Source organism: Nocardioides caldifontis (assembly GCF_008087345.1).
GTDB classification, from domain to species: Bacteria; Actinomycetota; Actinomycetes; order Propionibacteriales; family Nocardioidaceae; genus Marmoricola_A; species Marmoricola_A caldifontis.
This window is the reverse complement of sequence record NZ_VHIB01000001.1, coordinates 540475-566732: the sequence shown is the minus strand read 5'-3', so window position 1 is coordinate 566732 and position 26258 is coordinate 540475. Positions and strand designations below refer to the sequence as shown.

General features: G+C 70.3%; 26 protein-coding genes. 11 read left to right on the top strand and 15 right to left on the bottom strand.

Features of this window, described 5'->3' with window-relative positions; all coding sequences use genetic code 11:
* Window positions 1-25: 25 nt before the first annotated feature.
* The 3 genes from FIP57_RS10815 to FIP57_RS10805 form a co-directional block, all read right to left on the bottom strand.
* On the bottom strand, window positions 26-736 hold the full coding sequence (locus tag FIP57_RS10815; protein WP_148573506.1) for a TIGR03943 family putative permease subunit: 711 nt from the start codon (window positions 734-736) through the stop codon (window positions 26-28).
* Window positions 733-1629 (bottom strand): permease, encoded by an 897-nt coding sequence (locus tag FIP57_RS10810; protein ID WP_148574151.1) that lies wholly within the window; start codon window positions 1627-1629, stop codon window positions 733-735. The genes FIP57_RS10815 and FIP57_RS10810 overlap by 4 nt, the downstream gene beginning before the upstream one ends.
* A 178-nt stretch (window positions 1630-1807) precedes the next feature.
* Window positions 1808-2215, bottom strand: a complete 408-nt coding sequence (locus FIP57_RS10805; RefSeq protein ID WP_148573505.1) for a Fur family transcriptional regulator — start codon at window positions 2213-2215, stop codon at window positions 1808-1810.
* 110 nt (window positions 2216-2325) lie between these two features.
* On the opposite strand from FIP57_RS10805, the gene FIP57_RS10800 reads away from it, so the two are divergent.
* Entirely contained in the window at window positions 2326-3495 is a 1170-nt protein-coding gene (locus tag FIP57_RS10800; RefSeq protein WP_148573504.1) for a YibE/F family protein, read from the top strand.
* Window positions 3496-3509: 14 nt separating this feature from the next.
* On the opposite strand, the gene FIP57_RS10795 is transcribed toward FIP57_RS10800, so the two are convergent.
* The 5 genes from FIP57_RS10795 to FIP57_RS10775 form a co-directional block, all read right to left on the bottom strand.
* Window positions 3510-4994: an ABC transporter ATP-binding protein gene (locus tag FIP57_RS10795; protein WP_148573503.1), complete on the bottom strand. Its 1485-nt coding sequence runs from the start codon at window positions 4992-4994 to the stop codon at window positions 3510-3512.
* The gene (locus FIP57_RS10790; protein WP_148573502.1) at window positions 4991-5824 is read right to left on the bottom strand and encodes an ABC transporter permease; all 834 of its coding nucleotides are present in this window, start codon (window positions 5822-5824) and stop codon (window positions 4991-4993) included. Before FIP57_RS10790 ends, FIP57_RS10795 begins: the two co-directional genes overlap by 4 nt.
* Window positions 5821-6759, bottom strand: a complete 939-nt coding sequence (locus FIP57_RS10785) for an ABC transporter permease (protein ID WP_203231171.1) — start codon at window positions 6757-6759, stop codon at window positions 5821-5823. Before FIP57_RS10785 ends, FIP57_RS10790 begins: the two co-directional genes overlap by 4 nt.
* Window positions 6760-6797: 38 nt before the next feature.
* Window positions 6798-8351, bottom strand: a complete 1554-nt coding sequence (locus FIP57_RS10780) for an ABC transporter substrate-binding protein (protein WP_148573500.1) — start codon at window positions 8349-8351, stop codon at window positions 6798-6800.
* Window positions 8352-8428: 77 nt separating this feature from the next.
* Window positions 8429-9424, bottom strand: a complete 996-nt coding sequence (locus FIP57_RS10775) for a metal ABC transporter substrate-binding protein (protein WP_203231170.1) — start codon at window positions 9422-9424, stop codon at window positions 8429-8431.
* Window positions 9425-9652: 228 nt separating this feature from the next.
* On the opposite strand from FIP57_RS10775, the gene FIP57_RS10770 reads away from it, so the two are divergent.
* From FIP57_RS10770 to FIP57_RS23640, 10 genes are all read left to right on the top strand, one after another.
* A complete protein-coding gene (locus tag FIP57_RS10770; protein ID WP_148574150.1) occupies window positions 9653-10741 on the top strand; it encodes an iron ABC transporter permease in 1089 nt (362 codons plus the stop codon).
* A gap of 32 nt (window positions 10742-10773) precedes the next feature.
* On the top strand, window positions 10774-11760 hold the full coding sequence (locus FIP57_RS10765) for an ABC transporter substrate-binding protein (RefSeq protein ID WP_148573498.1): 987 nt from the start codon (window positions 10774-10776) through the stop codon (window positions 11758-11760).
* A complete protein-coding gene (locus FIP57_RS10760) occupies window positions 11757-12557 on the top strand; it encodes an ABC transporter ATP-binding protein (RefSeq protein ID WP_148573497.1) in 801 nt (266 codons plus the stop codon). The genes FIP57_RS10765 and FIP57_RS10760 overlap by 4 nt, the downstream gene beginning before the upstream one ends.
* On the top strand, window positions 12554-13231 hold the full coding sequence (locus FIP57_RS10755) for a class I SAM-dependent methyltransferase (RefSeq protein ID WP_162529763.1): 678 nt from the start codon (window positions 12554-12556) through the stop codon (window positions 13229-13231). Before FIP57_RS10760 ends, FIP57_RS10755 begins: the two co-directional genes overlap by 4 nt.
* Window positions 13232-13260: 29 nt before the next feature.
* The gene (locus tag FIP57_RS10750; RefSeq protein WP_148573495.1) at window positions 13261-14010 is read left to right on the top strand and encodes a hypothetical protein; all 750 of its coding nucleotides are present in this window, start codon (window positions 13261-13263) and stop codon (window positions 14008-14010) included.
* Window positions 14011-14123: 113 nt separating this feature from the next.
* Window positions 14124-15599, top strand: coding sequence for a PepSY-associated TM helix domain-containing protein (locus FIP57_RS10745; protein WP_148573494.1), 1476 nt, complete (start codon window positions 14124-14126; stop codon window positions 15597-15599).
* Window positions 15600-16290: 691 nt separating this feature from the next.
* Window positions 16291-16608 (top strand): WhiB family transcriptional regulator, encoded by a 318-nt coding sequence (locus FIP57_RS10740; RefSeq protein WP_275266163.1) that lies wholly within the window; start codon window positions 16291-16293, stop codon window positions 16606-16608.
* A 787-nt stretch (window positions 16609-17395) separates the two neighbouring features.
* Entirely contained in the window at window positions 17396-17884 is a 489-nt protein-coding gene (locus FIP57_RS10735) for a hypothetical protein (RefSeq protein WP_148573493.1), read from the top strand.
* Window positions 17881-18219: a hypothetical protein gene (locus FIP57_RS10730; RefSeq protein ID WP_148573492.1), complete on the top strand. Its 339-nt coding sequence runs from the start codon at window positions 17881-17883 to the stop codon at window positions 18217-18219. Before FIP57_RS10735 ends, FIP57_RS10730 begins: the two co-directional genes overlap by 4 nt.
* Window positions 18220-18311: 92 nt before the next feature.
* Window positions 18312-18896, top strand: a complete 585-nt coding sequence (locus FIP57_RS23640) for a hypothetical protein (protein ID WP_203231169.1) — start codon at window positions 18312-18314, stop codon at window positions 18894-18896.
* 422 nt (window positions 18897-19318) lie between these two features.
* Here FIP57_RS23640 and FIP57_RS10720 read toward each other — a convergent pair whose 3' ends face one another.
* From FIP57_RS10720 to FIP57_RS10690, 7 genes are read right to left on the bottom strand one after another with little or no spacing between them, the layout of a single operon-like run.
* The gene (locus tag FIP57_RS10720) at window positions 19319-20815 is read right to left on the bottom strand and encodes a class I adenylate-forming enzyme family protein (protein WP_148573490.1); all 1497 of its coding nucleotides are present in this window, start codon (window positions 20813-20815) and stop codon (window positions 19319-19321) included.
* A gap of 4 nt (window positions 20816-20819) precedes the next feature.
* On the bottom strand, window positions 20820-21758 hold the full coding sequence (lipA, locus tag FIP57_RS10715; protein ID WP_148573489.1) for a lipoyl synthase: 939 nt from the start codon (window positions 21756-21758) through the stop codon (window positions 20820-20822).
* Window positions 21755-23314 carry an AMP-binding protein gene (locus FIP57_RS10710; RefSeq protein WP_148573488.1) on the bottom strand — a complete coding sequence of 520 codons (1560 nt, stop codon included), beginning with the start codon at window positions 23312-23314 and terminating at the stop codon, window positions 21755-21757. The genes lipA and FIP57_RS10710 overlap by 4 nt, the downstream gene beginning before the upstream one ends.
* A gap of 16 nt (window positions 23315-23330) precedes the next feature.
* Window positions 23331-24059 (bottom strand): 2-oxo acid dehydrogenase subunit E2, encoded by a 729-nt coding sequence (locus FIP57_RS10705; RefSeq protein ID WP_162529761.1) that lies wholly within the window; start codon window positions 24057-24059, stop codon window positions 23331-23333.
* 1 nt (window position 24060) lies between these two features.
* Window positions 24061-24297, bottom strand: coding sequence for a lipoyl domain-containing protein (locus FIP57_RS10700; protein ID WP_148573486.1), 237 nt, complete (start codon window positions 24295-24297; stop codon window positions 24061-24063).
* Entirely contained in the window at window positions 24294-25280 is a 987-nt protein-coding gene (locus tag FIP57_RS10695) for an alpha-ketoacid dehydrogenase subunit beta (RefSeq protein WP_148573485.1), read from the bottom strand. The genes FIP57_RS10700 and FIP57_RS10695 overlap by 4 nt, the downstream gene beginning before the upstream one ends.
* A complete protein-coding gene (locus FIP57_RS10690; protein ID WP_203231168.1) occupies window positions 25277-26203 on the bottom strand; it encodes a thiamine pyrophosphate-dependent dehydrogenase E1 component subunit alpha in 927 nt (308 codons plus the stop codon). The genes FIP57_RS10695 and FIP57_RS10690 overlap by 4 nt, the downstream gene beginning before the upstream one ends.
* Window positions 26204-26258: the final 55 nt, after the last annotated feature.

The following is a 26258-nucleotide window of genomic DNA, read 5'->3' as shown; positions in this document are numbered from 1 at the left end:
TAGGACGAGGCCGCACCGAGACCGGTCACTCGTAGGGCCGCCTGGGCGGCTCGGTGCGTCGGACGAGTGTCGCCTTCAGAGTCGGTCGTGCCGGTCGGCCCTCGTCCCACCGGCCGATCACCTCGACCCACGCCTCGTCAGGCGGGGCAGCGACTCCCTCGACAGGGACGCGGTAGGCAGTTGCGTCAGCGGCACAGCAGCCCATCACGAATCGGGTGACGAACCAGGAGCCGTCGTCCTTGCTGGTGACGAACCCCACCAGCTCGATCTCTCTGCCGGCCAGAGATCTGCCCGGGTCGTGCTCGGAGCGGACCAGGAAGTCGACCAGTGTCACGCGCACCGGGTCACCGGGCGGCAATGGTCGCATCGCCACGTACTGTGCGGGCTCACGCACCTCGCTCAGCCGGCGTTCGGCTGCATAGGAGCCGAGCTCGGCCGGCGCCACGAGGAAGAAGACGAGAACCGGGGCGACGAGCAGCCAGGCGGCCCGGGGGACCTCATGTCCGCGCTCCGAATGGTCCTGCGCGCGTTCGTCGTCGGATGCGGCCTGGGACAACAGCGTCCGCCAGTCCGTTGCGGCGTGGAGGGCGGCGAGCGCGATGAGCAGACCGCCGCTGACCAGCAGCGGCGACCGCATCCACGGGTTGACGAAGTGGAGGTACTCGTCGGTGATGGCCTGGCGGACGACCAAGGCACCGACGAGGAGCAGGACGACCGCCTGGCTGCTGCGGTTCACAACAACCACCACCCGGTCAGGCCGGCGACCACGAGGGCCACCAGGAACGTGAGCGGGGCGAACCGGACCGCGAAGGCTGTGCCGAACTGACCCGCCTGCATGGCAGCCAGCTTCACGTCGACGGCGGGCCCTACGACCATGAATGCCAGCTTGGCGGTGTCGGAGAAGGAGGTGAGGCTGGCTGCGACGAAGGCGTCGGCTTCCGAGCACATGGCGACAGCGACAGCGAACAGGCCGAGGACAGCGATGGAGAGGACCGCCTGATCGGCCACGGAATCCATCCAGGTCGGGGGGACGAAGGTGCCGACGGCAGCGGCGATCGCGGCGCCGCCGACCAGGAAGCCGGCCGTGTGCAGGAAGTCGTGCTGCACCGTTGCCAGGAAGGCTCGTCCTCGGTGCGAGTGCTCACCGGCGGCGGGGGCGTGCACTGGCAGCTGGCCGCGCCGCAGCGCCCACCACCAGCCGATCGTCACCGCCGTGACGAGTGAGGCGAGGAACCTGGCGACCACGATCCGCGGCTGGCCCGGAAACGCCACCGCGGTGGAGACCAGGACGACCGGGTTGATGGCCGGAGCGGCGAGGAGGAAGGTGAGGGCAGCGGCAGGGGTCACCCCGCGTCGCACGAGGCTGCCCGCGATCGGCACCGAACCGCACTCGCAGCCGGGGAGCGCCACCCCCGCCAGGCCGGCGACCGGAACCGCGGCGAGGGGCGAACGTGGCACGACCCGTTCGAGCACGCGCTCGGAGAGCAGGACGGAGATGGTGGCCGCGAGGAGCACTCCGCCAACGAGGAACGGCAGCGCCTGGATGAAGATCGCGACGAACATCGTGCTCCACGACCGGAGCGCCTCGGAGTCGAGAAGGCGCCAGGCGAAGCGTTGCAGGAGCAGCATCGTGAAGACGGCGGCGAGCAGGATCGCGGTCTGGCCCGGAACCGGCAGTCGCCGAGGAGCTTCCTGCTGAGTGGTCACGGTGGCTCCGCCCGACAAACGGTGAGGATGATGCAGTCGGAACGATAACCGTTCTCACTCTCAGGACATCATCACGCGACCGGCGTGCCGCAGGATGGGATCAGCCGCGACAGCTGGGGCACAGCCCGAAGATCTCGACGGTGTGCGCCACATCGACGAAGCCGTGCTTCTCCGCGGCCTGGCTGGCCCAACGTTCCACCGCCGGCCCCTTCACCTCCACCACACGGCCGCAGCTACGACAGACGAGGTGGTGGTGGTGCTTGGGGCTGCACTTGCGGTAGAGAAGCTCGCCGTCTTCGTTGCGAAGCGTGTCGACCTCGTCGGCGTCCACCATGGCCTGCAGGTTGCGGTAGACGGTCGCCAGGCCCACGGCTTCGCCACGGCTGCGAAGGAGGTGGTGGATGTCCTGGGCGCTGCGGAAGGCGTCGCTGTCCTTCATCACCTCGTCGACCACGAGCCGCTTCGTCGACGGCTTGCGGCGACCACCAGTCGGCCGGTTCAGGGACATGCGCGGAGTCTACGGGCGGCCGACCGACGCGGTCGGTGTGGCTCAGCTGGGCGGGAGAGCAGGCGTGTTGAGACCGTTCGCCTGCCGGGTGGCTCTGCGACGCTGGGCGGGTGAGTCACTCACATGCCCACGACGGGGCGCCCCTGGGCCCCGCGTCCACCCGGGTGCGGCTGGTCGTCGCGACGGTGCTGACACCGTTCGTCGTCGCGACCATCGCGGGATTGGTCATCCTGTGGCCCCAGGATGGTCCGAATCCCGTGGGTGAGTTCGCCACCGAGCGGGCGCACGGGACGGTGGTGGACGTGCACTCGTGCGAGAACGACGTGCCCGAGTGCCTCGTCGCGACCGTGGACCTCACCCGTGGCGTGGGCGCCCCGGACCGAGTGGAGGCCCTCATCCCGTTCGGGGAACAGGCACCGGTGGTGAGCGAGGGCGACCGGATCCTGCTGACGTACATCGAGGAGGCGCCGGAAGACCAGCGCTACGGGTTCCAGGACTTCGACCGCGGCAGACCCTTGGCGTTGTTGCTCGCCCTGTTCGTCGTCGGCGTCCTTGTGCTGTCCCGGTGGAAGGGGCTCGGCTCCCTGCTCAGCCTGGCGTTGTCGCTGGGGTTGCTCGTGATCTTCACCCTGCCGGCGCTGGCCGAGGGTGACCCTCCGTTGCTCGTGGCGATCGTGACGGCCGGCGCCATCATGATCGGCACCCTCTGGCTCTCGCACGGCTTCACCGTCCGCACCGGCGTTGCGATCCTCGGAACGCTGCTCGCCTTGGTCTGCACCGGGCTGCTCGGGAGCCTGTTCACCAACCTCGGGCGATTCACCGGTCTCAGCGATGAGGGCAGCCAGTACATCGCGGCCATCAACGCCGAGGTAGACGTCGGGGGGCTGCTGCTGGCGGGGCTCGTGATCGGCGCTCTCGGCGTGCTCGACGACGTCACCGTCACCCAGGCGGCGGTCGTCTGGGAGCTCGCCGCCGCCGATCCGGACGCCCCACGGACCACGCTGTTCGCGCGCGGGATGCGCGTGGGCCGCGCTCACGTCGCCTCAACGGTGAACACTCTCGCCCTGGCCTACGTCGGCGCGACCCTGCCCCTGCTCCTGGTCTTCTCCGCGCTGGACCTGCCCTTCGCCACTGCGGTCAGCCAGGAGCTGGTCGCGCAAGAAGTCGTCCGTGGCCTGGTAGGCGGGCTCGGCATCATCGCCGCCGTGCCCCTGACCACCGCCTTGGCAGCGCTCGTCGCCGGAGGGCTGGCTGCTCGGCGACGATCCCTGCCGACGTGATCGACCGGGCTGGGTCACCTCGAGCTGCCTGGCATCGCGGGCTGCGCGGCCGTAGTCACGATCTCGGCCTCTCCCCCGCCGTTCAGCGACACCGCACGACTGGTCAAGGAGGCTGCGAGCCCGCGGTCGTGGGTCACCAGCAGCAGCGCGCATCCCGACGCCACGACCTCGCTCATGAGCGTGTCCACCGTCATCTGCTGCGTCACGAGGTCCAGCCGCGAGGTCGCTTCGTCGGCGAAGACCAGCGCCGGGCGGGGCAACATGGCGCGCACGATCGCGATCCTCTGCAGCTCGCCCCCTGAGACCTGGTCCGGTCGGCGGCGCAGCACGTCCCGAGGCAACCCGACGGTGGCGAGCAGCGATCCAAGGCGAGCCTCGTCGACGTCATGGCGACGCATGACGTCGCGCAGCCCCACCCCGAGGGGAACCCGTGCCGGGAACGACAGTGCGGGGTCCTGGTAGAGCTTCTGCAGCCTGCCCCCGTGCGCGGTCGGGCCGTGGGCCACGGTCCCTCGGTCCACGGACGTCAGGCGGAGCAGCGCGTTGCCCAGCGTGGTCTTGCCGGCGCCGCTGGGGCCGGTGATCGCCCATCGTTCGCCGGCGCGGATCTCCATCGACAGGTCGTCGAACAGCGGAGCGTCGCCGTACGCCTTGCTGATGCTGTGCGCGGCGACCAACGGCGCCTCCTCGCCGCTCGGCTCCGGAGTGGTCATCCAGGGGAACCGCCACCGCGATGGCTCGGCGGCGAGCAGGCGTGCGGTGTAGGGGTGGACTGGCGTGCTGAGCACCTGGTCCGCCGGACCCCGCTCCAGCACGACGGCGTCTCGCATCACCAGGACCTGCCCGCCCAGGCGGCGGGCCAGGCGGAGGTCGTGGGTGATGGTGAGCAGGAGGCCCCCGGCCTCCACATGGGCCGCGAGCAGCCCTGCCAGCCGGTCCACGGCGTCGCCGTCGAGCCCCTTCGACGGCTCGTCGACGATGAGGAGCTGCGCGCCGCCGATGGTCGCCGCCGCATACGCCACCCGCTGCGCCATGCCGCCGGACAGGGTGTGCGGGTACGCCGAGCGGGCACCGGCGAGACCGAGGTGGTCCAGCCGTTCGTCGGCCAGCCGGAGCGCGGAGGCCGCCCGTGGCTTCCATACCGCAGCGCCCTCCGCGACCTGATGACGTACCCGCATCGTGGGGTCGAGCGCGAGGGCTGGTTCCTGCGGTAGCAGCGCCATCCGGCGTCCCCACAGGTGCCGGCGTCCGCCGCGGTCGGCGAGGTCGAAGCGGAGCGAGCCGACCTCGAGGGTTCCTTCGGCGACCAGCTCCGGTGGCAGGGTCCCCATGAGGGCATGCGCCAGGACGGACTTCCCTGACCCGCTCTCGCCGACGATGGTCAGGGCGTGGCCGGCGTCGATGCGGAGGTCGGCGACGTCGACGAGGGTGGTCGTCCCGTGCCGGACGACCGCCCTGGGGACGACGAGGTCGTGCGCGGCCGCGAGGTGTCGGCTCATCGGGTCTCCTTGGTGCTGCGCAGTCCGAGGAAGCAGACCGTCAGCAGGAACAGCACGCCGACGGGAGCGAGCGACATCCAGGGAGCCACGTCGTAGTAGGGGAACGACTCGGTGATCATCAGGCCCAGCTCGGCACGTGGTGGCTGCAGGCCGACCTTGACGAACCCCAGGGTGGACATCGCCAGGATCGAGGTCACCATGCCGAGTGAGGCCAACGTCGTGAGCAGGGGCCGCAGGTCAGGCCACAGGTGGCGGCGTACGACGTGCGCACCACCCAGCCGCAGGAGCCCGGCCGCTTCCACGGCCGGCGAACCGAGGACCAGCGCGCTGCGGGCGCGCACCACGCGGAAGTACTCCACCCACTGCGCGAGTGCGAGGCCCAGGTAGAGCGCCCACAGCCCACCGGAGGCGAGGGCGGAGACGAGGAGGACGACCAGCAGCGCCGGGACGGCCACGAACGCCTCCGAGATGGCACGGAGGACCGCGTCGACCCAGCCGCCGGCCCACGCAGCCGCGATGCCGGCAGCAGTGCCGAGGACCAGCGCCGTGGCGACACAGGCCGCCGCGAGGAGCAGGGACAGCCGGGTCGCGTGCGCCAGCCGGGACAGGACGCTGCGACCGTAGTCGTCGCGACCGAGAGGTTCGGCCAGCGTCGGCGGTTCCAGGTAGCGGCTCAGGTCCTGAGCCGCCGGGTCGGGCAGCAGCAACGGACCGGTGATGGCGAAGATGGCAAGGGTCAGCAGACCCATGGCTGCGGCGATCCGGACGAGCGGCTTCCGAGTGGTGGCGACGGGGGCCAGGGCCTCGGTCTGGACGAGGGAGGTGCTCATGCGGCGGCCTCCAGGCGACGCGGCCGGGGGTCGAGCCAGAGCACGGCGAGGTCGACGACGGTGTTGATGGAGACGATGAGCAGGGCCAGGACGAGTGCCGTCGCCTGCAGCACCGGCACGTCCCGCCAGAACACGGCGTGCACCAAAGCGTGCCCGAGCCCCTGCCAGGAGAACAGGCTCTCCACGACGACCACCCCTTCGACGAGGACCACCGCCTGGACGCCCAGGTAGGGGACCAAGACGACGGCCGCGTTGCGGACCACGTGGCGGAGCACCACCCAGCGCTCCGCGAGGCCCTTGGTGTGCGCGAAGAGCACGTAGTCGGACTGCCGTACCTCGAGCACCGCGTCGCGCATCACTTGCGCGATCAAGCCGGACAACCCGGTGCCGAGCGTCAAGGCGGGCAGCACGATGCTGGCGGCGTTGCCGTGCCCGACCGCAGGGAGCAGCCCGAGCTCAGCCGAGAGCAGCAGCACCAGCAGCAACCCGAGCAGGAACGGCGGCACGGCCCGCACGCCGGCGACACCGATCGTGGTCAGCCGGTCGACGAGACCGCCGGGTCGGCGCGCGGCCAGAGTGCCCGCCGTGCCGCCCAGCACGATCGCGAGCACGAGCGCCGCGCCCGCCAGCTGCAGGGTGCCGACCAGGTAGTAGCCGACCTCCTCGAGAACCGGGTGGGAGGTGACCAGGGAGCGACCGAAGTCGAGCTGCACGAGGTCGAGCAACCAGCCCCCGAGCTGCTGCCAGGCCGGACGGTCGAGCCCCAGCTCGGCGCGCACGGCGTCCGCGGCTTCCTGGTCCACCAGGTCGTAGCCGTACCGGCCTGCAGCGATGCGGTAGGCGGCGTCGCCTGGCAGCCTCAGCACGACGAGGAAGCACAGCACCGAGACCAGCAACGCGACCCCGACCGCTTGGCCGGCACGACGCGCGAGCACGCCGCCGAGCCTCGAAGGCCGTCGGGACGACCGCGCGCTCACGAGGCCCACGTCAGGTCGCTGAGCCGCCAGGTGGTCTCGAGGGGGTCGATGACGAACCCGTCCACCCGGTCGCTGACGGCCGCGTTCATCCGGTACCACGCCACCGGGATCAGCGGAAGCTCGGACTGTGCGGTCGCGACGATCGTGTCGCGGTGCTGCTGGGCCTGTGCGCCGGAGGCACCGGCTCGCAACGCGTCCACCGCCCGGTCGACCTCGGGGCTGCGCCAGTTCATGACCCCCCAGTCCGACCCTTCGGGAGCGAAGACGTCGGCGATGTCGACCAACGGGTCGGACACGAGGGCGAAGTGCTTGGCGATGAGGGCCAGCTCTAGGCTGCCATCTGCCTGTCCGGCGGGTATCTCGCTGGAGTTCGTCACCTCGACTTCGACGTCCACCCCGACCTCGGCCAGAGCGGCCTGGATCGCGGCAGCCAGCGCAGGCAGCTCAGCGCGGTCAGGGTAGGTGAGCAGCGTCAGCCGCAGCTCTCGACCGTCCTTCTGCAGGAAACCGTCGGGCCCGGGTGCCCAACCCGCCTCTCGCAACAGCGCTCTCGCCGCGTCCTGGTCGTGAGTGAGCGGCTCGACGTGGGAGTGCCAGGCCGCCAGGGACGGCGGCAACAGCTGGGTGGCCGCCAGCTCACGTTCGCGCAGCACCGCGTCAGCCATCGCCTCGCGGTCCAGTGCGAAGCTGAGCGCACGGCGCACCCGCACGTCGGAGAGGAAAGGGTGCTCCGCGTTGACCTTCAGCAAGATGGTGCGCGGCTGGAGGGTCGACTCCATCGTGACCCCGTCCGCTGCATCGACTCGTTCGCGGCCGGCGGGCTCGAGACCGAAGACCACGTCCGCCTGGTCACTGACCGCCATCAGCGCGCGCGACTCGGCGCGACCGACGGCCTGGAACGACACCTCCTCGACCTCAGGGGTCTCGCCCCGCCAGTCGTCGAAGCGGCTGACCTGGATCGACGCCGGCAGCTCGACGTGGGTGACCCGATAGGGGCCGGTTCCCAACACCTCGGTGACCCGCCCCTCACCGTCGTAGGAGGCAGGGGCCAGGACGGCGGTGCTGTAGTGCGTCAGCACAGCCGGAAGGGTCAGGAAGGACTTGTCGAGCTCGAAGGTGACCGCGTGATCACCGGCGATGATGTCGTTGATGGGCACCTCGGCCAGGGGGCTGGCGCTCTCGGCGGCCACTCTCTCGAGCGCTTCGACGGCGGCCTCGGGGGTGAGCTCCGTGCCGTCGTGGAACGTCACGCCCGCGGCGAGGTCGAACTCCCACCGGGTGTGGTCCCTGGAGGCGGACCAGCTGCTGGCCAGCCCGGGGGCCAGCTCGCCCTCGAGGTCGCTGGTCACGAGGGTCTCGCTGACCTGGAGCCGGGTGAAGATCTCGCCGTCGGCGGTGGGGTCGAGGCTGTGCACCTCGAACGGGCCGGCGATGCGGAGCGTGTCGGTGTCGGCCTCGCCGCGTGCGTTCGCATCGCAGGCGGTGAGCGCGACGAGGCCGGCGAGCGTGGCGGCGAGCGTCGCCGCCTTCGGGCGCGTGGGAGTACGCATGACGGTCCTCAGGTAGACGTCGGGACGAGCCGCTCGAGCGACGGCTCGCAGGATGGGCTCAGAGGCGCTCGTCGAGGTCAGCTGCAGCTGTTGGCCCGTGTCAGAGCAGTGAGGTTGGCGCGCATCAGGCTGAGGTAGTCCTCGTCCGCCGTCTCGTCGGTGAGCCCCTCGATGGGGTCGAGGACGTCCGTGGAGATGCCGAGGTCGTCCGCCAACGTCTCGGTGACCTTCGGTGAGGCGAGCCTTTCGGTGAAGACGGTGGTGATGTCGTGCTCCTCGACGACGTCGTGGATCTCGGTGAGATGCTTCAACGACGGTTCGGAGTCAGGCGACAGGCCGGCGACCGGCTCGAAGTGCAGCCCGTAGCGCTCCAGGTAGCTGAACGCATCGTGACTGACGACGATCGTGTCGAGCCGACACGCTGCGAGTGCGGTGGTGTACTCGTCGTCTAGATCGGCGAGCTCCTGCTGCAGCTCGGCGAGGTTGGCGCCGTAGGTCTCGGCGCGGTCCGGGTCGGCCGAGCTCAGCTCCTCCTCGATGCCGACCGCGACGGCCGAGAGCAGGGTCGGGTCGAGCCAGAAGTGTGGGTCGGTCCCCCCGTGGTCGTGCTCGGCCTCCTCGCCGTGCTCCTCGTCCGCATGGTCCCCCTCAGCATGCTCGCCGTCAGGGTGATCGCCGTCGGTGTGCTCGCCGACATGCTCCTCCTCATGCGCGCCCTCGGCGTGGTGGTCGTGCTCGCCCTCCGCTGAGCGGAGACTGATGACATCGGCGGCGTCGACGACGGCCTCGGGCGGGTTCTGATCGAGTGCTTCGTCGACCGCCGGGGCGAAGTCGCGAAGGCTCACCACCAGGTCCGCTTCCGCGAGGCGCCCGGTCTGGTCGACGGTCAGTTCCACGTCGTGGGGCTCGACGCCCGGGCTGGTGAGGAGGTCGACGGTTCCCTCGTCGCCGAGCACGCGCTGGGCCGCGAACGCGAGCGGGTAGATGGATGCGACGACCTGAGGCGCGTCGTCGGAGGCTTCGCCACCACTGTCGTCGGCGCCGCAGCCGGCGACCGCTCCGCTGAGCAGCATGGTGGCCAGGGGAACCAGGGCGACGTTCCTGCGGTGGTGTCGGGATGGCATGAGGAAGGTGGGGCAAGCGTAGGTCACGAATGAGAATCATTCTCATTGTCAATCGATCTGTCAACTCGCCCCGGCGCGACCGGGGCAGACCTACTGCTATAACTTCGTTGTTGCAATAGGTTCGCAATAGCAGGAGGATCGGTGACGAGCGACGGAGCAGCTCCCCGCACGCGCAGCATGCTCCGTTGGACGGTCACCAACGCTGCCGTCGACGTGCTCGGGCTCCGCGCAGGACGCCGCCGGACGACGGCGTGGGTCGCAGGTCTGATGCTCGGCCTCCTGACGACCCTCGTTGCCGGCGTGGGCATCGGCGCATTCCCGGTGCCGGCGGGAACCGTCGCGCAGGTCGTCGCCCACCACCTCATGAGCTGGCCGGCGGAGCGAACCTGGACCGCACCGGTGGATGCCATCGTCTGGCAGGTCAGGCTGCCGCGGGTGCTGCTCGGTGCGCTGGTCGGCGCAGGGCTGGCGGTCTGTGGGGTAGCGCTCCAGGCGATGGTCCGCAACATGCTGGCCGACCCCTACCTGCTCGGGGTCAACTCCGGTGCCTCCAGCGGGGCGGCAGCGGCGATCCTGTTCGGGATGGGGGCCGGGTTCCTGGAGCACGCCTTGCAGGTGACCGCCTTCCTCGGCGCTCTGGCCGCCTCACTGCTCGTCTTTCTTGTCGCCCGGACAGCAGGTCGGGTGACCTCGGTTCGTCTGCTGCTGGCGGGCGTGGCCGTGGGCTACGCGCTCTACGCGCTCACCAGCTTCCTGATCTTCGCCTCCGGCTCGGCCGAGGGCGCCCGGTCGGTGATGTTCTGGCTGCTCGGGTCGCTCGGCCTGGCACAGTGGAACCTGCCGCTCGCGGTCGTCGCGGTGGTGGTCGTCGGCACCGTCGTGCTCCTGACCGTCTGGGCCCGTCGGCTGGACGCGCTGGCGATCGGCGACGAGACCGCACACACCCTCGGGGTCCGTCCGGAGCGGTTCCGGCTGGCACTCCTCGTCGCGGTGGCACTGTGCGTGGGGGTGGTCGTCTCGGCGTCCGGGAGCATCGGGTTCGTCGGGCTCGTGGTCCCCCACCTGGCGCGCCGCGCGGTCGGTGGACGGCACGTCCGAGTCGTGGTCGTGGCCGCGCTGATGGGGGCGATCCTCCTGGTCTGGGCCGACATCGTGGCCCGCACGCTCTTCGCGCCGCAGGAGATCCCCATCGGGATCATCACCTCGCTCGTCGGAGCCCCGTTCCTGCTCGTCCTCGTCCGCCGGCTGCACGCGACCAGCGCGTGACCGCCGTACCCCTCCACCCGCGAAGGAGCACCGTGCCCCGAGTCCGCCACGCCGCCGCCCTGCTGGTCGCCGGTGGTCTCACTGCCTGCGGCGCGGAGCAGGAGGCGCCCGCACCGAGCTCGGAGGCCACCGGCACCTACCCCGTGACGATCGAGAACTGCGGCGCCGAGATCACCTTCGAGTCCGCCCCCGAGCGGGTGGTGCTGCTGAAGAGCTCCCCCGTGCCCTTCCTCCACGAGCTCGGTGTGATGGACCGCGTCACCGCCCGCGCCGGGCAGTACCCCGCGGAGTACTACGACGGCGACACGCTCGCCGCGCTCGAGGACATCCCGCTGCTGACCGACGAGCTCGACAGCAGCGGCCACCTCCAGATCTCCAAGGAGGTGGTGATCAGCGAGGAGCCCGACCTGGTCCTCGGCGAGGTCGACAACCTGTCCCGGGAGACGTTGGCTGCGGTGGGCATCCCGCTGATCGAGGAGCCGGCCCTGTGCGAGGAGGGGGACGACGACCCCGGCTTCGACGACGTGGACGACCAGCTCGAGGTCTACGGGAAGGTCTTCGGGCGCGAAGCCGAGGCCGAGGAAGCCATCGCCGAGCTCGAAGCCGACCTCGCCGAGATCGAGGCCGAGGTCGGCGAGCCGACCGGCCGGACAGCCGCGGTGCTCTACCCGACGATCGGCGGCGGCACCACCTACGCCTACGGCACGACGAGCATGGCCCATCCCCAGCTGGAGGCGGCCGGCTTCGAGAACGTCTTCGCCGACGTCGACGAGCGCGTCTTCGAGGTCACCCTCGAGGAGCTGCTCGGTCGCGACCCCGACGTGTTGATCCTGCTGCACAGCGAGGGCGACCCAGCGGACGTCGAAGACGCGATCACCGGGCTGCCCGGCGCGGACGAGCTCACCGCCGTCCGGAACGGCGACCTGCTGGTGCAGCTGTTCAACTTCACCGAGCCCCCCACGCCGCTCTCGGTCGAAGGGCTCGAGCGCATCGTCGAACGCTTCGGGCCCGCGTCGTGATCACCGCCCAACAGCTCTCCTGGCGCTACGGCCGTACGCAGGTGCTGGAGGCGGTCTCGCTCGCGGCACCGCACGGACGCGTGCTCGGCCTCATCGGGCCGAACGGCAGCGGGAAGACCACGCTGCTGCGGCTGTTGTACGGCGCGCTCGCCAGCCCGACCGGCACGGTGACCGTCGACGGCGCACCTCTGCAGACGCTTCCGGCACAGGAGGCCGCCCGCCGTCTCGCCGTCGTCGTGCAGGAAGCCGGCGGCGAGAGCACGATGACCGTCGCGGAGACCGTGCTCCTCGGCCGGTCGCCGCACCTGTCGACGTTCCAGCGGACCGGTCCGCGCGACCACGCCGTCGCGGCCCGGGCACTCGCGCGCGTCGGCGCCACCCACCTGGCGTCACGGCCCTACGCCGGCCTGTCCGGTGGCGAGCGGCAGCGGGTGCTCATCGCCCGGGCGCTCACGCAGGAGTCCACCCACCTGCTGCTCGACGAGCCGACCAACCACCTCGACATCCGTTACCAGCACGAGGTCCTCGGCCTGGTCGCCGACCTCGCCCACAACCTCGCCACCACGACCGTCGTGGTGCTGCACGACCTCAACCTCGCCGCCCGCTACTGCGACGACCTCGTGCTCCTCGGTGACGGCGGCATCGCAGCGTCCGGCACGGTCGACCACGTCCTGGTGCCCGAGGTGCTCGAGCCGGTCTACGGCATCGGCATCGAGCGGCTCCAGACCGGTGGGCAGCTGCACCTGCTCTTCCACCCCTTCACCCGCCAGGAGGCCACCCCATGGATCACGGCATGAACCTGCAGGACGCCATCAACGACTACTGGACCGACCGGGCGCCGTCGTACGACGCCTACCAGCATCGGCCCGAGCGACGCGAGCTCGACCGCGAGGCGTGGAGCCAGGTGTGGAGCGCCGTGCTCCCGCCGCCCCCCGCGGTCGTCCTCGACGTCGGCACCGGCAACGGCCACGTCGCGTGCCTGCTCGCCGACCTCGGCCACCGCGTGACCGGCATCGACCTCGCCGGCGGCATGCTGGACCTCGCCCGGGAGCACGCCGCGGCGCTGGACAACCCGCCACGCATCCTGGTCGGCGACGCCGTGGACCCGGACTTCCCGCCTCGCTCGTTCGACGCGGTGGTGGGCCGCTACGTCATGTGGACGCTGCGTGACCCCGGCACCGCCGTCGCCAGCTGGGCGCGGTTGCTCCGGCCCGGCGGCGTGGTGGCGATGGCGGACAGCACCTGGTTCACCGACGGCCTCGGCGCGTTGTACGGCGACCGCCCCGACGCCGCCCTTCCGCTGGCCGACGCGTCGAGCATCGACGAGACCGCCGACGTGCTTCGTGGTGCGGGGCTGGTCGACGTCACCGTCACGCCGCTGGAGAAGATCCTCGAGCTGGACCGGGCGTACGGCGTCGCACCCGGTCACGACGTCCAGCTGCAGTACCTCGTCTCCGGTCGGAAGGGCTGACCCCTGCACGACCGGTCATGATGGTGTCCGTGCACACGCAGCGGGTAGGACCGGCGTTGCGCTGGGCGCGCGCCGCTCTGCTGGTGGTCGTCGCGATGATGTTCGGCGTCACCGCCCACGTGTCGGCGGACGGGCTGCTGCCAGGCCCGACCGCATTCGCGTGCCTGACCACCATGCTGCTGGTGCCTTCGGCGCGGTTGCTCGGCCGCCCGGCGTCCGCCGCGCGGATCGTGGTGCTGCTCGTTGCTCAGCAGGCCTTCGTGCACGTCTTCCTGAGCCTCACAGCTGGTCACAGCGGCGGTCACGGCGCTCCGCCGGAGCCGGCGGCGGTGCCGCCGATCCCGGCGGCACCGGCAAACCCCGCGGGCCGCGCGTCCCTCTACGACCAGCTCTACGCCGATCGTCCCGCGGCGCCGCCGGCGCGTATCACGCTCCCGGAACCGGTGCAGCACCTGGTTGCCGACCTGAGCGGTCACGCGCCGATGGCGGTCGCGCATCTCGTCGCTGCCGCGGCGGTCGGGTTGTGGCTGGCCTACGGCGAGCGGCTGCTCTGGACGGTGCTCACACTGTCCGCGCACGCGTGGCATCGGCTCGGCCGGACCCTGGTCGCTGCCCTTGCCGACCTCCGCGCCGCGCTGGTCGCCTCGCTGCTCTCCCACCACCTCCTCCGGCACTCGCGCTCGATCGCGGACGGGTGGCACGCCGTGCGGGTGCCCGTCGAGATCGCGGTCGCATCGAGCGTCGTACGCCGAGGCCCGCCGCGGCTCCTCCCCACCTGACCGACCGCCGTCGCGTCAGGACACGTCCTTCCCTCCTCCGGCCGCTGACCCGGACGCCGGCACGCCCTGCCCTGGGTTCCAGCGCCGTCCCTTCGTGCTCCTGGAGAACCCGCATGCCTGTCGAACCAGGCGGCCTGGACGCCGCCCCTACGCACACCACCGACCCCGCACCACAGCCGCCCCCGAGCCGGTCGACGCGACACCGACCCCGCCCTGGAAGCGCCGGGCTGTTCCGCGCCTTCTGGAGGTGGCACTTCTACGCCAGCCTCCTGGTCATCCCCGTCGTGCTCGTGCTTGCCGTCACCGGGCTGATCTACCTGTTCCGTTTCCAGCTGGAGCCGGTCCTGTACGGCGACCTCGTGAACGTGGAGCAGCCGGCCGGTGCGATCGCCCAGCCCTACGCGGCCCAGCTCGCCAAGGTGGAGGCGGCCTACCCGGACGCCGAGGTCGTGTCCGTCACCGAGCCGCGGGACAGCGACCGGTCCTCGGTCTTCTCGCTCTCGCTGCCCGACGGCTCCACCCGCGACGTCTACGTGGACCCCTACCACAACGAGGTGCTCGGTGATATGGACCCGGACACCACCGTCGCAGGAACCGCCGTACGGCTCCATGCCGACCTGATGAGCGGCCGGCTCGGTGACTACGTCATCGAGATCGCCGCCTGCTGGGCGATCGTGATGGCGCTGACCGGTTACTACCTGTTCGTCAAGGGACGGACCGCCCGCCGCCGCCGAGTCGAGGCCGGCGCAGACGGAGCGCGGTTGCGGTCACGCCACGGGGTCGTCGGCGCGTTCGTCGGCCTCGGCCTGCTGATGCTCCTGGTGTCCGGGCTCCCTTGGACCGGCTTCTGGGGCGCCAAGGCGCAGCAGCTCGCGACCAGCGCCGGTTCGTCGCTGTGGAGCATCGATCCAGGTGCGTTGTCCGACCCGATCTCACGGCTCGACGAGTCCCTTCCGCACAGCCACGCTCGCGACGTGCCCTGGGCGCTGGGGGGCACGGCTGTGCCCGACGGTTCGGGAGCGGGAGAGGAGGACGAGGAGCGTTCGGTCGCCAACGTCGACACCGCCGTGGTCCGCGCCGAGCAAGCCGGGCTCAGGCACCCGTTCACCGTGGCGCTCCCCGGTGAGGACCAGGGAGTCTTCTCGGTGATCGGGTACGCGTTCGACGACCCCACGGCCGAGCGGACCGTGCACGTCGACCGCTACGGCGGAGACGTGGTCTCGACCTACGGCTATGACGACTACCCGCTGCTCGCCAAGGTCGTCTCCCAGGGCATCGGGCTCCACGAGGGCCGTAGCTTCGGCGCGGTGAACTTCGTCGGTTCCGCGCTGCTGTGCCTGGGCGTGATCTTCATGTGCGTCACCGGCCCGTTGATGTGGTGGCGACGCAGGCCCGCCGGCAGTGGCACGACGATGGCCGCACCCCGCGGGCGGTTGCCGGTGCGGCACAACGTGGCGCTGCTGGTAGCGCTGCTGGCACTCGGCGTGCTCCTGCCGCTCTTCGGGATCACCCTGCTGCTCGTGCTCGTCCTGGACCAGCTCGTCGTCCGCAGGATCCCGGCGCTGAGGAGCTTCTTCTCCGCCACCTGAGCCGAGCGGGACGAGGCTCGAGCCCCCGGGATGGAGGACAGCCCGTTTCGCAGCCGCTCCGGGTAGGGCTCATCTCCGCCTGCCCGCGCGGTCCGGGGCTAACCTGAGCGGAACGGCCTCGTTGGATGCTCGGGGTGGGATCCGCCTCGCCCACGCGAGGGCGGCCGTTGGGGTGAGTCGTCTGAGCGTGTTCTCCCAGGCGAGGTGCGCGCGCTCCCCAGCACGACCCCGCCGCCCGGCGCGATTCCCAGGGTGGCGGGGTCGTCGCCTACCGCGCGACGGAGGCGGCTCCTGCGCCGGACCCGCTCGTGTGCTCAGCGAGTCGGGCGGATCACAGCGACGTGGAAGTTTGACGGTCCAAGTGGTGCGGGTACTCCGTACGCGGGTGGGGTTCACCGATGGATGGAGAACCTCATGAACGACCGAGCCAGACCCAACGGCTGCAGCACCGTCTCGTGTGGACCCTTGACCCCGGTCCACCTCGCGTCCACGACGCCGACGGCCGGTTCGCCGGCCTCCGCCCTCTGCGGGGCGACCTGCTCGAGGAGCGCGCCGGCACTGATGTTCCTCGACGTCGGCTGCGCCGCATGTGCTCGGCGCGCGCTGGCGAAAGGGATCACCGTCGCCGAGGACCGCAGTGGCGGAGTGAGCCTGCAGCGCTTCGCGCGGGCCAGCTGAACGGCGGTGGACCGTGATCGACAACCACCAGACAGTCAGTCCTTGGGACGAGAACTGGGCACTCCGGGCCCGGTGCCGTGCAGCACCGGACGAGATGTTCGTCAGGGGTGCGGAGCAACATCGCGCCCGGAGCGTCTGCGTCGGCTGCCCCGTCCGCACCGAGTGCCTCGCCGAGGCGCTCGACAACCGCCTCGAGTGGGGCGTCTGGGGCGGGCTCACCGAACGCGAACGCCGCGCCGTGCTGCGCCGACGGCCCAACGTGCGCTCCTGGCGCCGGGTGCTCCAGGCGGCCCGAGCGGCGGCCGACGAGCGTTGGGCCCCTGCTTCCTGACCTGCCGTCCCGCCACCGCCCAGGACGACCCCACCACCCCACCCACCCCACGTCCTGGGCGTCGCGGACCCGCGGATCACTCACGTCGTCCACGGGGGACGCACCGAGGCCCCGCTCCTGGACTCCCCAATCAGGAGCGGGGCTTCTCTGCTCTCACCAGGAGTGACGGTCCCGCTGCAGGCCGTGCCGGATCGGGAGCGACCCGCGCCGGCCGCAGGCGGTGTTGCACTCCCCAGACCAGGCCAAAAAGCAACGATGTCCCGTGACCCCTGTCAACGGTGTCTCGGGACATCGCATCGCAGAGCGCGGCGGGGAACTGGACCTAGCGCTCAGGCACCAACCGAGACCCGGCGTATTCCTGCCCAACGTGGTCTCTGACGGCACGTGGGTGCCCATCTGCCACCGATTACGGCGGTCATGAATGGCGAGGTCGACCGGGGAAGAACTCGACGCCTGGTGGGCAGCCTATGGACCATTCCCGCGACTCGAGGACGTGCAGTGGATCCGTGTCGAGGAGGAGCCGGGCGCCTGAGCGTCAACTTTGCCACGTCTATGCGGCTACAGCGGGGCGGCGGTGCGCTTGTAGGTCGTGGTGTAGGCGTCGCGCCCGTACTGGGCCCCTCCGGGACGCTGGGCGATCGTGGGGTCGTCAGCGGCGGCGAGGTTGAGGGCGAGCAGCTGGGCTAGTAAGTCCTCGTCCGGGTTGAAGCCGTAGGCCTCGATGACGGGGTAGCCCCGTACGGCGTACGGCCACGCGCTCTACCACCAGGGCCCTGCCGCCTTCGGGATGGTCAACGTCCGACCGTTCACCCCGTACCGCACGCTCTACGACGTGTCCCCCGAAGAGCTGATGGAGATCGCGTACTACTTCGAGTTCGACCACGCCGACGGGGGCCTGAGCTACGTCGCTCCCGCCCTGGACCGGGTGAAGGCCTGGTCTGCCGGTGGACCGCGAGGGACGACCATCCAACGCAACGACGACGGTTCTGGCCTCGTGCTCGACAGCAGAGGAGGCGCACTGCACGGCCATTCCCTCGAGCCCTGGCAGGCTGAGATGCTCGACCGGCTGGACGACGTCACCTCCGACGCGGCCGCCATCCGGCACGCCCGGGCGGATGGGGTGGACGAGGCGACGGCGCGAGAGTTCCTCGACGTCTGCCAGCGGCTGGGCATCGTCGGGCACGTCGCAGACCGCTGGCTGTGCCTGGCGGTCCACCAACCCCCTCGGTGGACGGACGCCGGCGCCTCTCGGCGTCAGCTCCAGGTGCTCGCATGACCGACGCTCCTCGATCCGCACTCGTCGTGATGCGGCCCGGCCGGGACACTCTTCCCACCTCGGCTCGCCCCAGCGAGACACCGACCCATGCCAGCGACGCCGCGCGGGTCGTCTCGTGGTTCCAGGACCACGGCTTCGACACCGGGCCGGTCCTGGGGATCTCCTTCGCGATCACCGGAGCAGCCGAGCTCTTCCGCGACGTCCTCGGGGCGCCGGCCTCCGGAGCGAGCGGCGACACGGCCTTCGCCACCGAGGCTCTGGACCCCGAGCTGTCGGACCTGGTCGAGGCTATCGTCGTCCAGGCACCGGCCGACTTCGGCCCGGGCAACCCATGACCGCTCTGCATTCACCCCACTCAGAGGCCCCGCCCGAGGCCCAGGCCCGGCGGCTGGGATCCGTCCGCGCCCGTCTCGCGGGGAGCCCGTTGGTGCGTCACGGCGGCATCCTCCGGACCCGACTGGTCCGCCCGGCCGACCTCGAGGCGCTGGTCCGGGACGCTGTGGAGAGCCACGCTCGCGCGACGGAGGCGAGAGTCGAGAGCTCGGCGGACCTCCGCGGCGACCCCGAACGCTGGCTCGAGTCCGCGCCCGGCGGCGATGCAATCAACCGGTTCGCGACCTCCGAGGCCGTCCTCGAACGACTCCGGTGCGCCACCGACGTGCCGTGGCAGCCGGCCGGACCCGGCAGCTGGTCCTACTATCGGCGCAGCGGGCACCATCTCGGGTTGCACCAAGACCTGGCCGTATGCGACCTCGCCGTCATCACCTGCGTGGTCGACGAAGGCGACAGCCGCGACAGCGGTGTCCTGAGGTTGTGGCCGTCGCGGGTCCGAGACGATCTCGACGCCATCCGCCGTGATCCGACGGGCGCCGTCGACATCCGGCTCCAGGCGGGAGAGACGCTCGTCCTCCTCGGCGGCATCGTCGCCCACCAGCTCATGCCCCTCGCCCCCGATCACGTGCGGATCGTGGCCCCGCTCTGTTACCAGGTAGATCCGACTCGCCCCGAGTAGGACCGGCGGGCCAGGGAGCAGGACGTGAGAAAGCCCGTGTCAGCGGAGTGCCGACCCGGGGTCACGCAGCGCGCCAGCAACTCCCTTGCCCCAGCCTTGACCACTCAAGGCGCGAGAGTTGGCTCAACTGCTGGCCGGCATGCGCCGCGAAGCAGATGGCGCAGGCCGCTCTGCCCCATGTATCGGTTGCCATTTCAGCCGCGTTCAGCCGCTGGGAATGACCTGTCAGGGTCTCGGCCGAAGAGGGCGCCGGCACTAGCCGCTGGCGCTGAGCACGATCAGTCATCCGTCAGCGTCCTCACGGCACGACCCTTGCGCTGCGAACGTGTGGTGCAGGGCCACGGGACGAGGACGGTCGCGTCGACGTGACGGTTCCGCTCAGGAGCGGGGCGCCCGGGGGCTGCACAGCCCTGCACGGCGGCTCATCGGTAGCGCTCGACGGCCAGTGCGCGGAGTCGAGCCCGGTCTATCTTGCCGGTGGCATTCTCGGGGAGGGCACTCACGACGAACGCCGCCTTGGGGGTCTTGAACCCCGCGAGCTGCTCCCTGCAGCGAGCAAGCACTGCCTGCACGTCCACCGAAGCGCCGTCCCCGACCAGGAACGCCACCACCGCCTCGCCCCAGTGGTCGTCGGGAACTCCGACGACCGCCGCGGCCGCCACGCCGCAGATGGCGCTCAGCGTGTTCTCGACCTCGGTGGGGTCGACGCTGAAACCGCCCGTCTTGATCATCTCCTTGCTGCGCCCTTGGTAGTGCAGCTCTCCGTCGGCTGAGAGGCGACCAAGGTCTCCGGTGAGCACCCACCCGTCCGCGAGAACCGCCGCCGTTTCCTCCGGGAGCCCGTGGTACCCGCTCATCACGGACGGCCCCGAGAACGCGATCTGGCCGACCTCATCCGCCCCCAGCCGCGTACCGTCGGGCCCGAGCACGGCGATGCGGGAGACCCCCATCGTGCGACCCACGTTCCCCTGCTCACGGACGAAGGTGTCAGGCGACGCGCACGTGAGCTGCGCCTCGGTCAGGCCATACATGTACTCGAACACGTCCCCGAAGCGCTCCACAGCGGCGAGCCGAGCCTCCGGGGTCATCGCGTACGCCGTTTGGATGGTGTGCAGACTCGAGCAGTCGAACTTCTCGTGCCCCTCCTGAGCCAGCATCCGGGCGATCATCGTGGGCGCCAGGAACGTCCGGGTCACCGCTCGGTCGTGGAGCAGCCTCCAGACCCGGTCCGCGGCGAAGGCACCGTCGAGCACCACTGCCGTGCCTCCGAGTAGGGCCGGCAGCAGGAAGTGGAGGAAGCCGATGCCGAACACCGGCAGGTTGAACAGCTCCTCCTCGCCTCGGCGCCGCGGAGAGCCGAGTGCGGAGTTGACCACGTTCCACACGTTGGCCCGATGGGACCGGATGACGCCCTTGGGTCGACCCGTCGTGCCAGAGGTGTACGTGATCGTCGCAGGCGCGTCGTCCCCGGCCGACGAGCTGTTGTCCACGCTCACGGGATCGGCGGTTCGCAGTGCTGCCATTGAGTGATCGGTTCCGGCGTCTGCACGCAGCGACACCACGGTCCGCACCCTGGCGAAGCCCTGTGCCACGTGCAGGTAGTCGTCGGCGGCGATGACTGCTTCGAGATCGCAGTCCTCAGCGATGTACTCGAGCTCGGCGCTCGTAAGCCGAGGATTGAGTGGTACGGCGACGCTGCCGGCGCGGGACAGCGCCATCAACGCCTCCACCGCCTCGGGTCGGTTGTCCATGAGGAGGCCCACGGTGCGGCCGGCGAGCCCGAGGGCCGCCAAGCCCCCGGCGACCCGGCTGATGCGCTGCTCGAGCTCGGCGTAGGTGACCACCTCGTCGCGGCCGATCAGGGCGATGTCATGGGGATAGCGCTCGCTGGCACACAGCAGGGGATAGGAATAGTCCATCGTTCTAGACCGCCATCGTCGCTCGCCGCTCGCGGGCGCTCTGGTACAGCCGGCCAGCCCGGTACGAGGAGCGGACCAGGGGACCGGAGAGGACGCCGGCGAAGCCCATCTCCTCCGCCTCGGCCGCCAGCTCGACGAACTCCCCCGGCTTGACCCACCGTTCGACGGGGTGATGGCGCAGGCTCGGGCGGAGGTACTGAGTGATGGTGACCAGCTCGCAGCCGGCGTCGTGCAAGTCGCGCAGCGCCTGACTGATCTCCTCCCGCGTCTCCCCCATGCCGAGGATGAGGTTCGACTTGGTGACCAGGCCGAAGGCGCGGGCCTCGGCCAGCACGCCGAGCGAGCGGTCGTACCGGAAGGCCGGACGGATCCGCTTGAAGATCCGCGGCACGGTCTCGAGGTTGTGGGCGAGTACCGCGGGACGACTGTCGAAAACCTCGTGCAAAAGGTCGGGCTCACCGTTGAAGTCGGGGATGAGGTTCTCCACGCCCGTGCCGGGATTGAGCTCGCGGATCGCACGCACCGTCTCGGCGTACAGCCACGCCCCACCGTCGGGAAGGTCGTCGCGTGCGACACCCGTGATGGTGGCGTACTTGAGCTGCATTCTCTGAACCGACTCCGCGACACGACGCGGCTCGTCGCGGTCGAGCGGCTGGGGCCTCCCCGTGTCGATCTGGCAGAAGTCGCAGCGGCGGGTGCACTGGTCGCCGCCGATGAGGAACGACGCCTCACGGTCCTCCCAACACTCGAAGATGTTGGGACAGCCCGCTTCCTGGCACACGGTGTGCAGCCCCTCTCCCTGCACGAGGCTCATCAGCCCGCTGAACTGCGGACCCGTGCGCACCCGGGTCTTGATCCACTCCGGCTTGCGCTCGATCGGCGTGCGGGCGTTGCGGGCCTCGAGGCGGAGGAGCTTGCGTCCCTCGGCTGCGACGCTCGTCATGACGAAGCCGCCGCTTCCTTGCGAAGCGCCCCCTTGGAGATCTTGCCGATCGACGTCCTCGGCAGCGAGTCGCGGATGTCGACGATCGTCGGGATCTTGAACTTCGCCAGTCGGCCTTCGCAGAACTCCTGCACCTGCTCGGTGGTCAGGGTCTCCCCCGGCTCCAGGACGATCACGGCCTTCACAGCCTCGTCGCGCAAGGGATCGGGCACCCCGATGACGGCAACCTCCGCGACCGCGGGGTGCTCGCTGAGGACGGACTCCACCTCCAGGGTGGAGATGTTCTCGCCGGCGCGCTTGATCATGTCGGTCCTGCGGTCGAACCAGAACAGGAAGCCGTCCGAGTCGGCGTAGGCGTTGTCGCCCGTCCACAGCCAGCCGTCGCGAAGCGCCCGTGCCGTCGCCTCCGCGTTCTTGTAGTAGCCCTTCATCAGGGTCCTGCCGGGCACCCCCTGAACGATGATCTCGCCGACCGAGCCCATCGGGACGTCGTTGCCTTCCGGGTCGACGAGACGCACGGTCCTCCCCAGTAGCGGCTTGCCGATCGATGGCCAGTGCTTCGGCCCGAAGACGGGAGCAAGGGTCACGAGGGTCATTGCCTCCGACAGGCCGTAAGCGTTGATGAGCTCGACGCCGTAGCGGTTCTGGAAGGCGTCCTTCTCCTCGTCGGAGATGTTCAGCGCATAGAACGTCCGCCGAAGTGCGTGGTCGCGGTCGGTCTCGCGCTCCGGCTGCGCAAGCAGGGTACGCACCTGCATCGCGACCAGGCTCGTCTGTGTTGCGCCGTGTCGCCGCAGCTGGTCCCAGTACTTCGTTGCCCGAAACTCCTCCAGCACGATGCATGTGCCACCGACGGTCAGGGCAGACAGGACGGTGATGCACTGAGCGTTGACGTGGAAGAGCGGAAGGGACGTCATGCAGCGGTCGTTCTCGTCAAGCAGGAGTCCGCGCGATTCCCTCTCGCCGCCATGCAGCGCGTTGGCGTGGGTGAGGAGGACCCCCTTCGGCCGTGCCGTCGTGCCCGAGGTGAAGAGCATCTGGACGACGTCCTCGCTGCCGACCTCCGGCCGTGGCGTCGGCGCGCTGGACGCGGCCAGGTCCTCCAGGAGGACGGTGCCGGGCGCAGCTTCCGTCGTCCGGGCGAGGATGCGGTGCTGGACCTCGGGAACGCCGTCCGCCGCGTCGGCGACCGTCTCCCAGAGGGAGGGTTGCGTCACGACGGCGATCGAACCCGAGTAGGACAGGAGGTACTCCAGCTCACTGGCGGTGTTGGCGACGTTCGAGGGCACCATGACCGCTCCGAGCGTGGCCAGGGCGAACCAGATGTCGAGGATCTCGCGCGAGTTCGTCAGATGGACAGCGACTCGGTCCCCTTGCGCGACACCCATCTCGCCCAGTCCGGCGGCCACACGATCGACGCGCGTCTGCATCTCGAGGTACGTCGTCTCGGTGACGAGCCCGTCCTTGTCCTCCACGATGATGAAGGTCTTGTCCGGGTGACGGTCGACCTGCTCGTCGAGCAGGTCACGCAGCGTGCGGTCCCCGACGATGTCCATGTGCGTCTGCCTCCTGTCAGGTGGTGGCTGCGACGTCGCGAGCGCGAGCGGGCGACGTCCCGGCGACCCGGTCGAGGGCGCCTGGCGACTCGATGCTCTCGCACACCCTGCCGAGGACGCGCGCTGCTTCAGCGCCGTCGGTCGCGGCGTGGTCGAACGTGAGGCTCAGGCCGAGGCGACGTACGGCGACGGGCTCACCGTCGACCAGGGTCAGCTCGTCGCGAACAGCGCCCAAACCGAGGATCGCGAGCTGCGGCGGATTGATGATGGGCGTGAACAGCTCGACGCCCAGGGGCCCGAGGCTGCTGACCGTGAACGTCGCACCCGCCACGTCGTCGGGGCGAAGCCCCGTCGTGCGCGCCTTGTGCGCAAGTCGCTTGAGCTCGGCCTCGAGCTGCGCGACCGAGATCTTGTTCGCATTGCGCAGGACAGGCACGAGCAGGGCGCCGTCCACGTCGACGGCGACGCCGAGGTGGACGTCGCGGTGCAGCGAGATCACCTGCTCGTCGACGGTGCCGTTGAGACGGCTGCCGGTCAGGCTGCGGGCGATCGATACCAGCAGTGCGGCCGTGAACCCGACTGGTACGTCCGGCTGAGCCGCCTTCGCCTGGCGCAGCGCTGCCTCGAGAGCCGTCAGTTCGGCGTGCCGGTGCAGCGTCAGCTGAGGCTTGGTGGTGATGGAGTGGGCCATCCGCTTGGCCGTGGTGCGCCGGAAGCGATCGTAGGGGATCTCCTGCACCTCCACTTCACTCATCGCTGAGCCTCGCCACGACCTGGCCAGGGACGACGTCTGCGCCTTCCTCGACGAGGAGCTCGGTGATGGTGCCCGCGAAGGGTGAGTCGAGGTCGGCGTTGGTCTTGTCGGTCTCGAGCTCGGCGATAGGCTCACCGATCTCGACGCGATCGCCCACGGCCTTCAGCCACGTGTTCAAGGTGGCTTCATCGGTGGTCAGGCCCCACTGTGGGACGACGATGTCGGTCATGATGCGTTCCTCACTGTCTGAACGGTGCGGGTGATCTCGCGGGTGATGGCCTCGGGATGCGGTAGGTAGGCCTCCTCGAGCTGGGGCGCGAACGGCGCGGGAGCGTACGGCGCCCCCAGACGCCGTACCGGCGCGCGGAGCTGGTCGAAGCACTCGGTGGCTACCGTGGCCGCGATCTCGGCGCCGACACCGAACTCGACGACGGCGTCGTGGACGACCAGCAGCCGTCCCGTCTTCCGGACGGACCCAAGGACCGTCTCGCGGTCCCAGGGCGAGATCGTCCTCAGGTCGATGACCTCCACGGAGACGTCGTGGACGAGGTCGACGGCCGTGGCCACACGCGGCGCGGCGCCTCCCCACGTGACCACGGTGAGGTCCTCGCCCTCGTGGCGTACGGCGGCGGAGCCGATCGGCACGATCTCTTCCCCCTCGGCCACCTCAGCACGTGTCGACCACTCGGCCAGGCTCTCGATGACGTAGACCGGCCCGTCGTCGCGGATGGCTGCCTTGAGCAGCGCCTTGGCGTCGGCTGGTGTGGAGCCCCACACCACCTTGAGCCCTGGAACATGGGCGAGCCACGCCTCGAGGTTCTGAGCGTGCTGGGGACCGGTCCGGCGGCCGCTCGCGCAGATCGAGCGGATCACCATGGGCGCGGAGAAGTTGCCGGCCGACATGTAGGAGACCTTGGCGGCCTGGTTGACGACCTGGTCCATGGCCACGGTCACGAAGTCCAGGAACATCACCTCGACCACGGGCCGGTAGCCGGCCATGGCCGCCCCCAGGGCGGCACCGACGATGGCGGCCTCGCTGATGGGTGTGTCCCGGACACGGTCGGGCCCGAAGGACTCCAGCAGCCCCTTGGTGGCCGCGAACGGGCCGCCGGGCGCGGCGACGTCCTCGCCGATGACGATGACGGAGTCGTCGCGTGCCATCTCCTCGTGCAGTGCCTGATTGATTGCCTGCCAGTACTTCGTCACCGTCATCGGGACGCCTCCGGGTACACGAATCGGGTCAGTCCTGCCGGGTCGCTTAACGGCATGGCTTCTGCCTTTTCGACAGCCGAGGTGAGCTCGGCGGTGATGCGGTCGTCCATGCTGTCGAGCTCGTCGTCGGAGACGCCGTGCTCGGCGCCCAGCACGGACCGCCACGCGGCGATCGGGTCGCGGTCGGTCATGGCTTGGACTTCCTCGCGGGGCCGGTAACGCTGAGGGTCGCCCTCGAAGTGGCCCCTCCAGCGGTCGGTCCGCGCTTGTACGAAGCTCGGTCCACCACCGTTCCGCGCCCGCGCCACTGCCTCTCGACTGACGGCCAGGACGGCGGCCACGTCGTTTCCGTCGACGGCAGTGGCGTTCATGCCGTAGGCCGCGGCCAGCTGGGTGACGTCCGGGTTGGCGAGGTGGGTGCTCACCGGCGTCATCTCCGCGTAGCCGTTGTGCTCGCAGACGAACACGATGGGCAGCTTCCAGAGCGTGGCGAGGTTGAGGCACTCGTGCGCGACTCCTTCCGCGACGGCGCCGTCACCGAAAAAGCTCACCGACACCTGGCGGTGCCCGGCGAGCTGTGCGGCCAGGGCGCCGCCGACTGCCATGGGGATGCCCCCGCCCACGATGGCGTTCGCCCCGAGGATGCCTACCGCGTTGTCGGCGATGTGCATGGACCCGGATCGGCCGAGCGCGTAGCCGCCCTCCCGGCCGTAAAGCTCTCCCATCATCTCGGTGACTCGGCCGCCTTTGGCGATGCAGTGGCCGTGGCCGCGGTGCGTGGTGGTGATGTAGTCGGTGTCCTCGAGTGCTGCGCACACCCCTGCGGCCACCGCTTCCTGGCCGATGGAGAGGTGGATGAAGCCCGGAAGCCGCCCTGCGGCGAACAGCTCGCCGGCGATCGTCTCGAACCGGCGGATCGTCATCATCGTCTGGTAGAGGTCCAGAGCGAGGTCCCGTCCGATCGAGGTCCGGGCGTCC

Bases quoted from the DNA above. Each gene is read 5' to 3' on its own strand.
- FIP57_RS10810 (WP_148574151.1), bottom strand. From the start codon at position 1,629: ATGCTGCTCCTGCAACGCTTCGCCTGGCGCCTTCTCGACTCCGAGGCG.
- FIP57_RS10805 (WP_148573505.1), bottom strand. From the start codon at position 2,215: ATGTCCCTGAACCGGCCGACTGGTGGTCGCCGCAAGCCGTCGACGAAG.
- FIP57_RS10795 (WP_148573503.1), bottom strand. From the start codon at position 4,994: ATGAGCCGACACCTCGCGGCCGCGCACGACCTCGTCGTCCCCAGGGCG.
- FIP57_RS10790 (WP_148573502.1), bottom strand. From the start codon at position 5,824: ATGAGCACCTCCCTCGTCCAGACCGAGGCCCTGGCCCCCGTCGCCACC.
- FIP57_RS10780 (WP_148573500.1), bottom strand. From the start codon at position 8,351: ATGCGTACTCCCACGCGCCCGAAGGCGGCGACGCTCGCCGCCACGCTC.
- FIP57_RS10775 (WP_203231170.1), bottom strand. From the start codon at position 9,424: ATGCTGCTCAGCGGAGCGGTCGCCGGCTGCGGCGCCGACGACAGTGGT.
- FIP57_RS10770 (WP_148574150.1), top strand. From the start codon at position 9,653: ATGCTCCGTTGGACGGTCACCAACGCTGCCGTCGACGTGCTCGGGCTC.
- FIP57_RS10755 (WP_162529763.1), top strand. From the start codon at position 12,554: ATGAACCTGCAGGACGCCATCAACGACTACTGGACCGACCGGGCGCCG.
- FIP57_RS10745 (WP_148573494.1), top strand. From the start codon at position 14,124: ATGCCTGTCGAACCAGGCGGCCTGGACGCCGCCCCTACGCACACCACC.
- FIP57_RS10735 (WP_148573493.1), top strand. From the start codon at position 17,396: ATGGTCAACGTCCGACCGTTCACCCCGTACCGCACGCTCTACGACGTG.
- FIP57_RS10730 (WP_148573492.1), top strand. From the start codon at position 17,881: ATGACCGACGCTCCTCGATCCGCACTCGTCGTGATGCGGCCCGGCCGG.
- FIP57_RS10720 (WP_148573490.1), bottom strand. From the start codon at position 20,815: ATGGACTATTCCTATCCCCTGCTGTGTGCCAGCGAGCGCTATCCCCAT.
- lipA (WP_148573489.1), bottom strand. From the start codon at position 21,758: ATGACGAGCGTCGCAGCCGAGGGACGCAAGCTCCTCCGCCTCGAGGCC.
- FIP57_RS10710 (WP_148573488.1), bottom strand. From the start codon at position 23,314: ATGGACATCGTCGGGGACCGCACGCTGCGTGACCTGCTCGACGAGCAG.
- FIP57_RS10700 (WP_148573486.1), bottom strand. From the start codon at position 24,297: ATGACCGACATCGTCGTCCCACAGTGGGGCCTGACCACCGATGAAGCC.
- FIP57_RS10695 (WP_148573485.1), bottom strand. From the start codon at position 25,280: ATGACGGTGACGAAGTACTGGCAGGCAATCAATCAGGCACTGCACGAG.
- FIP57_RS10690 (WP_203231168.1), bottom strand. From the start codon at position 26,203: ATGACGATCCGCCGGTTCGAGACGATCGCCGGCGAGCTGTTCGCCGCA.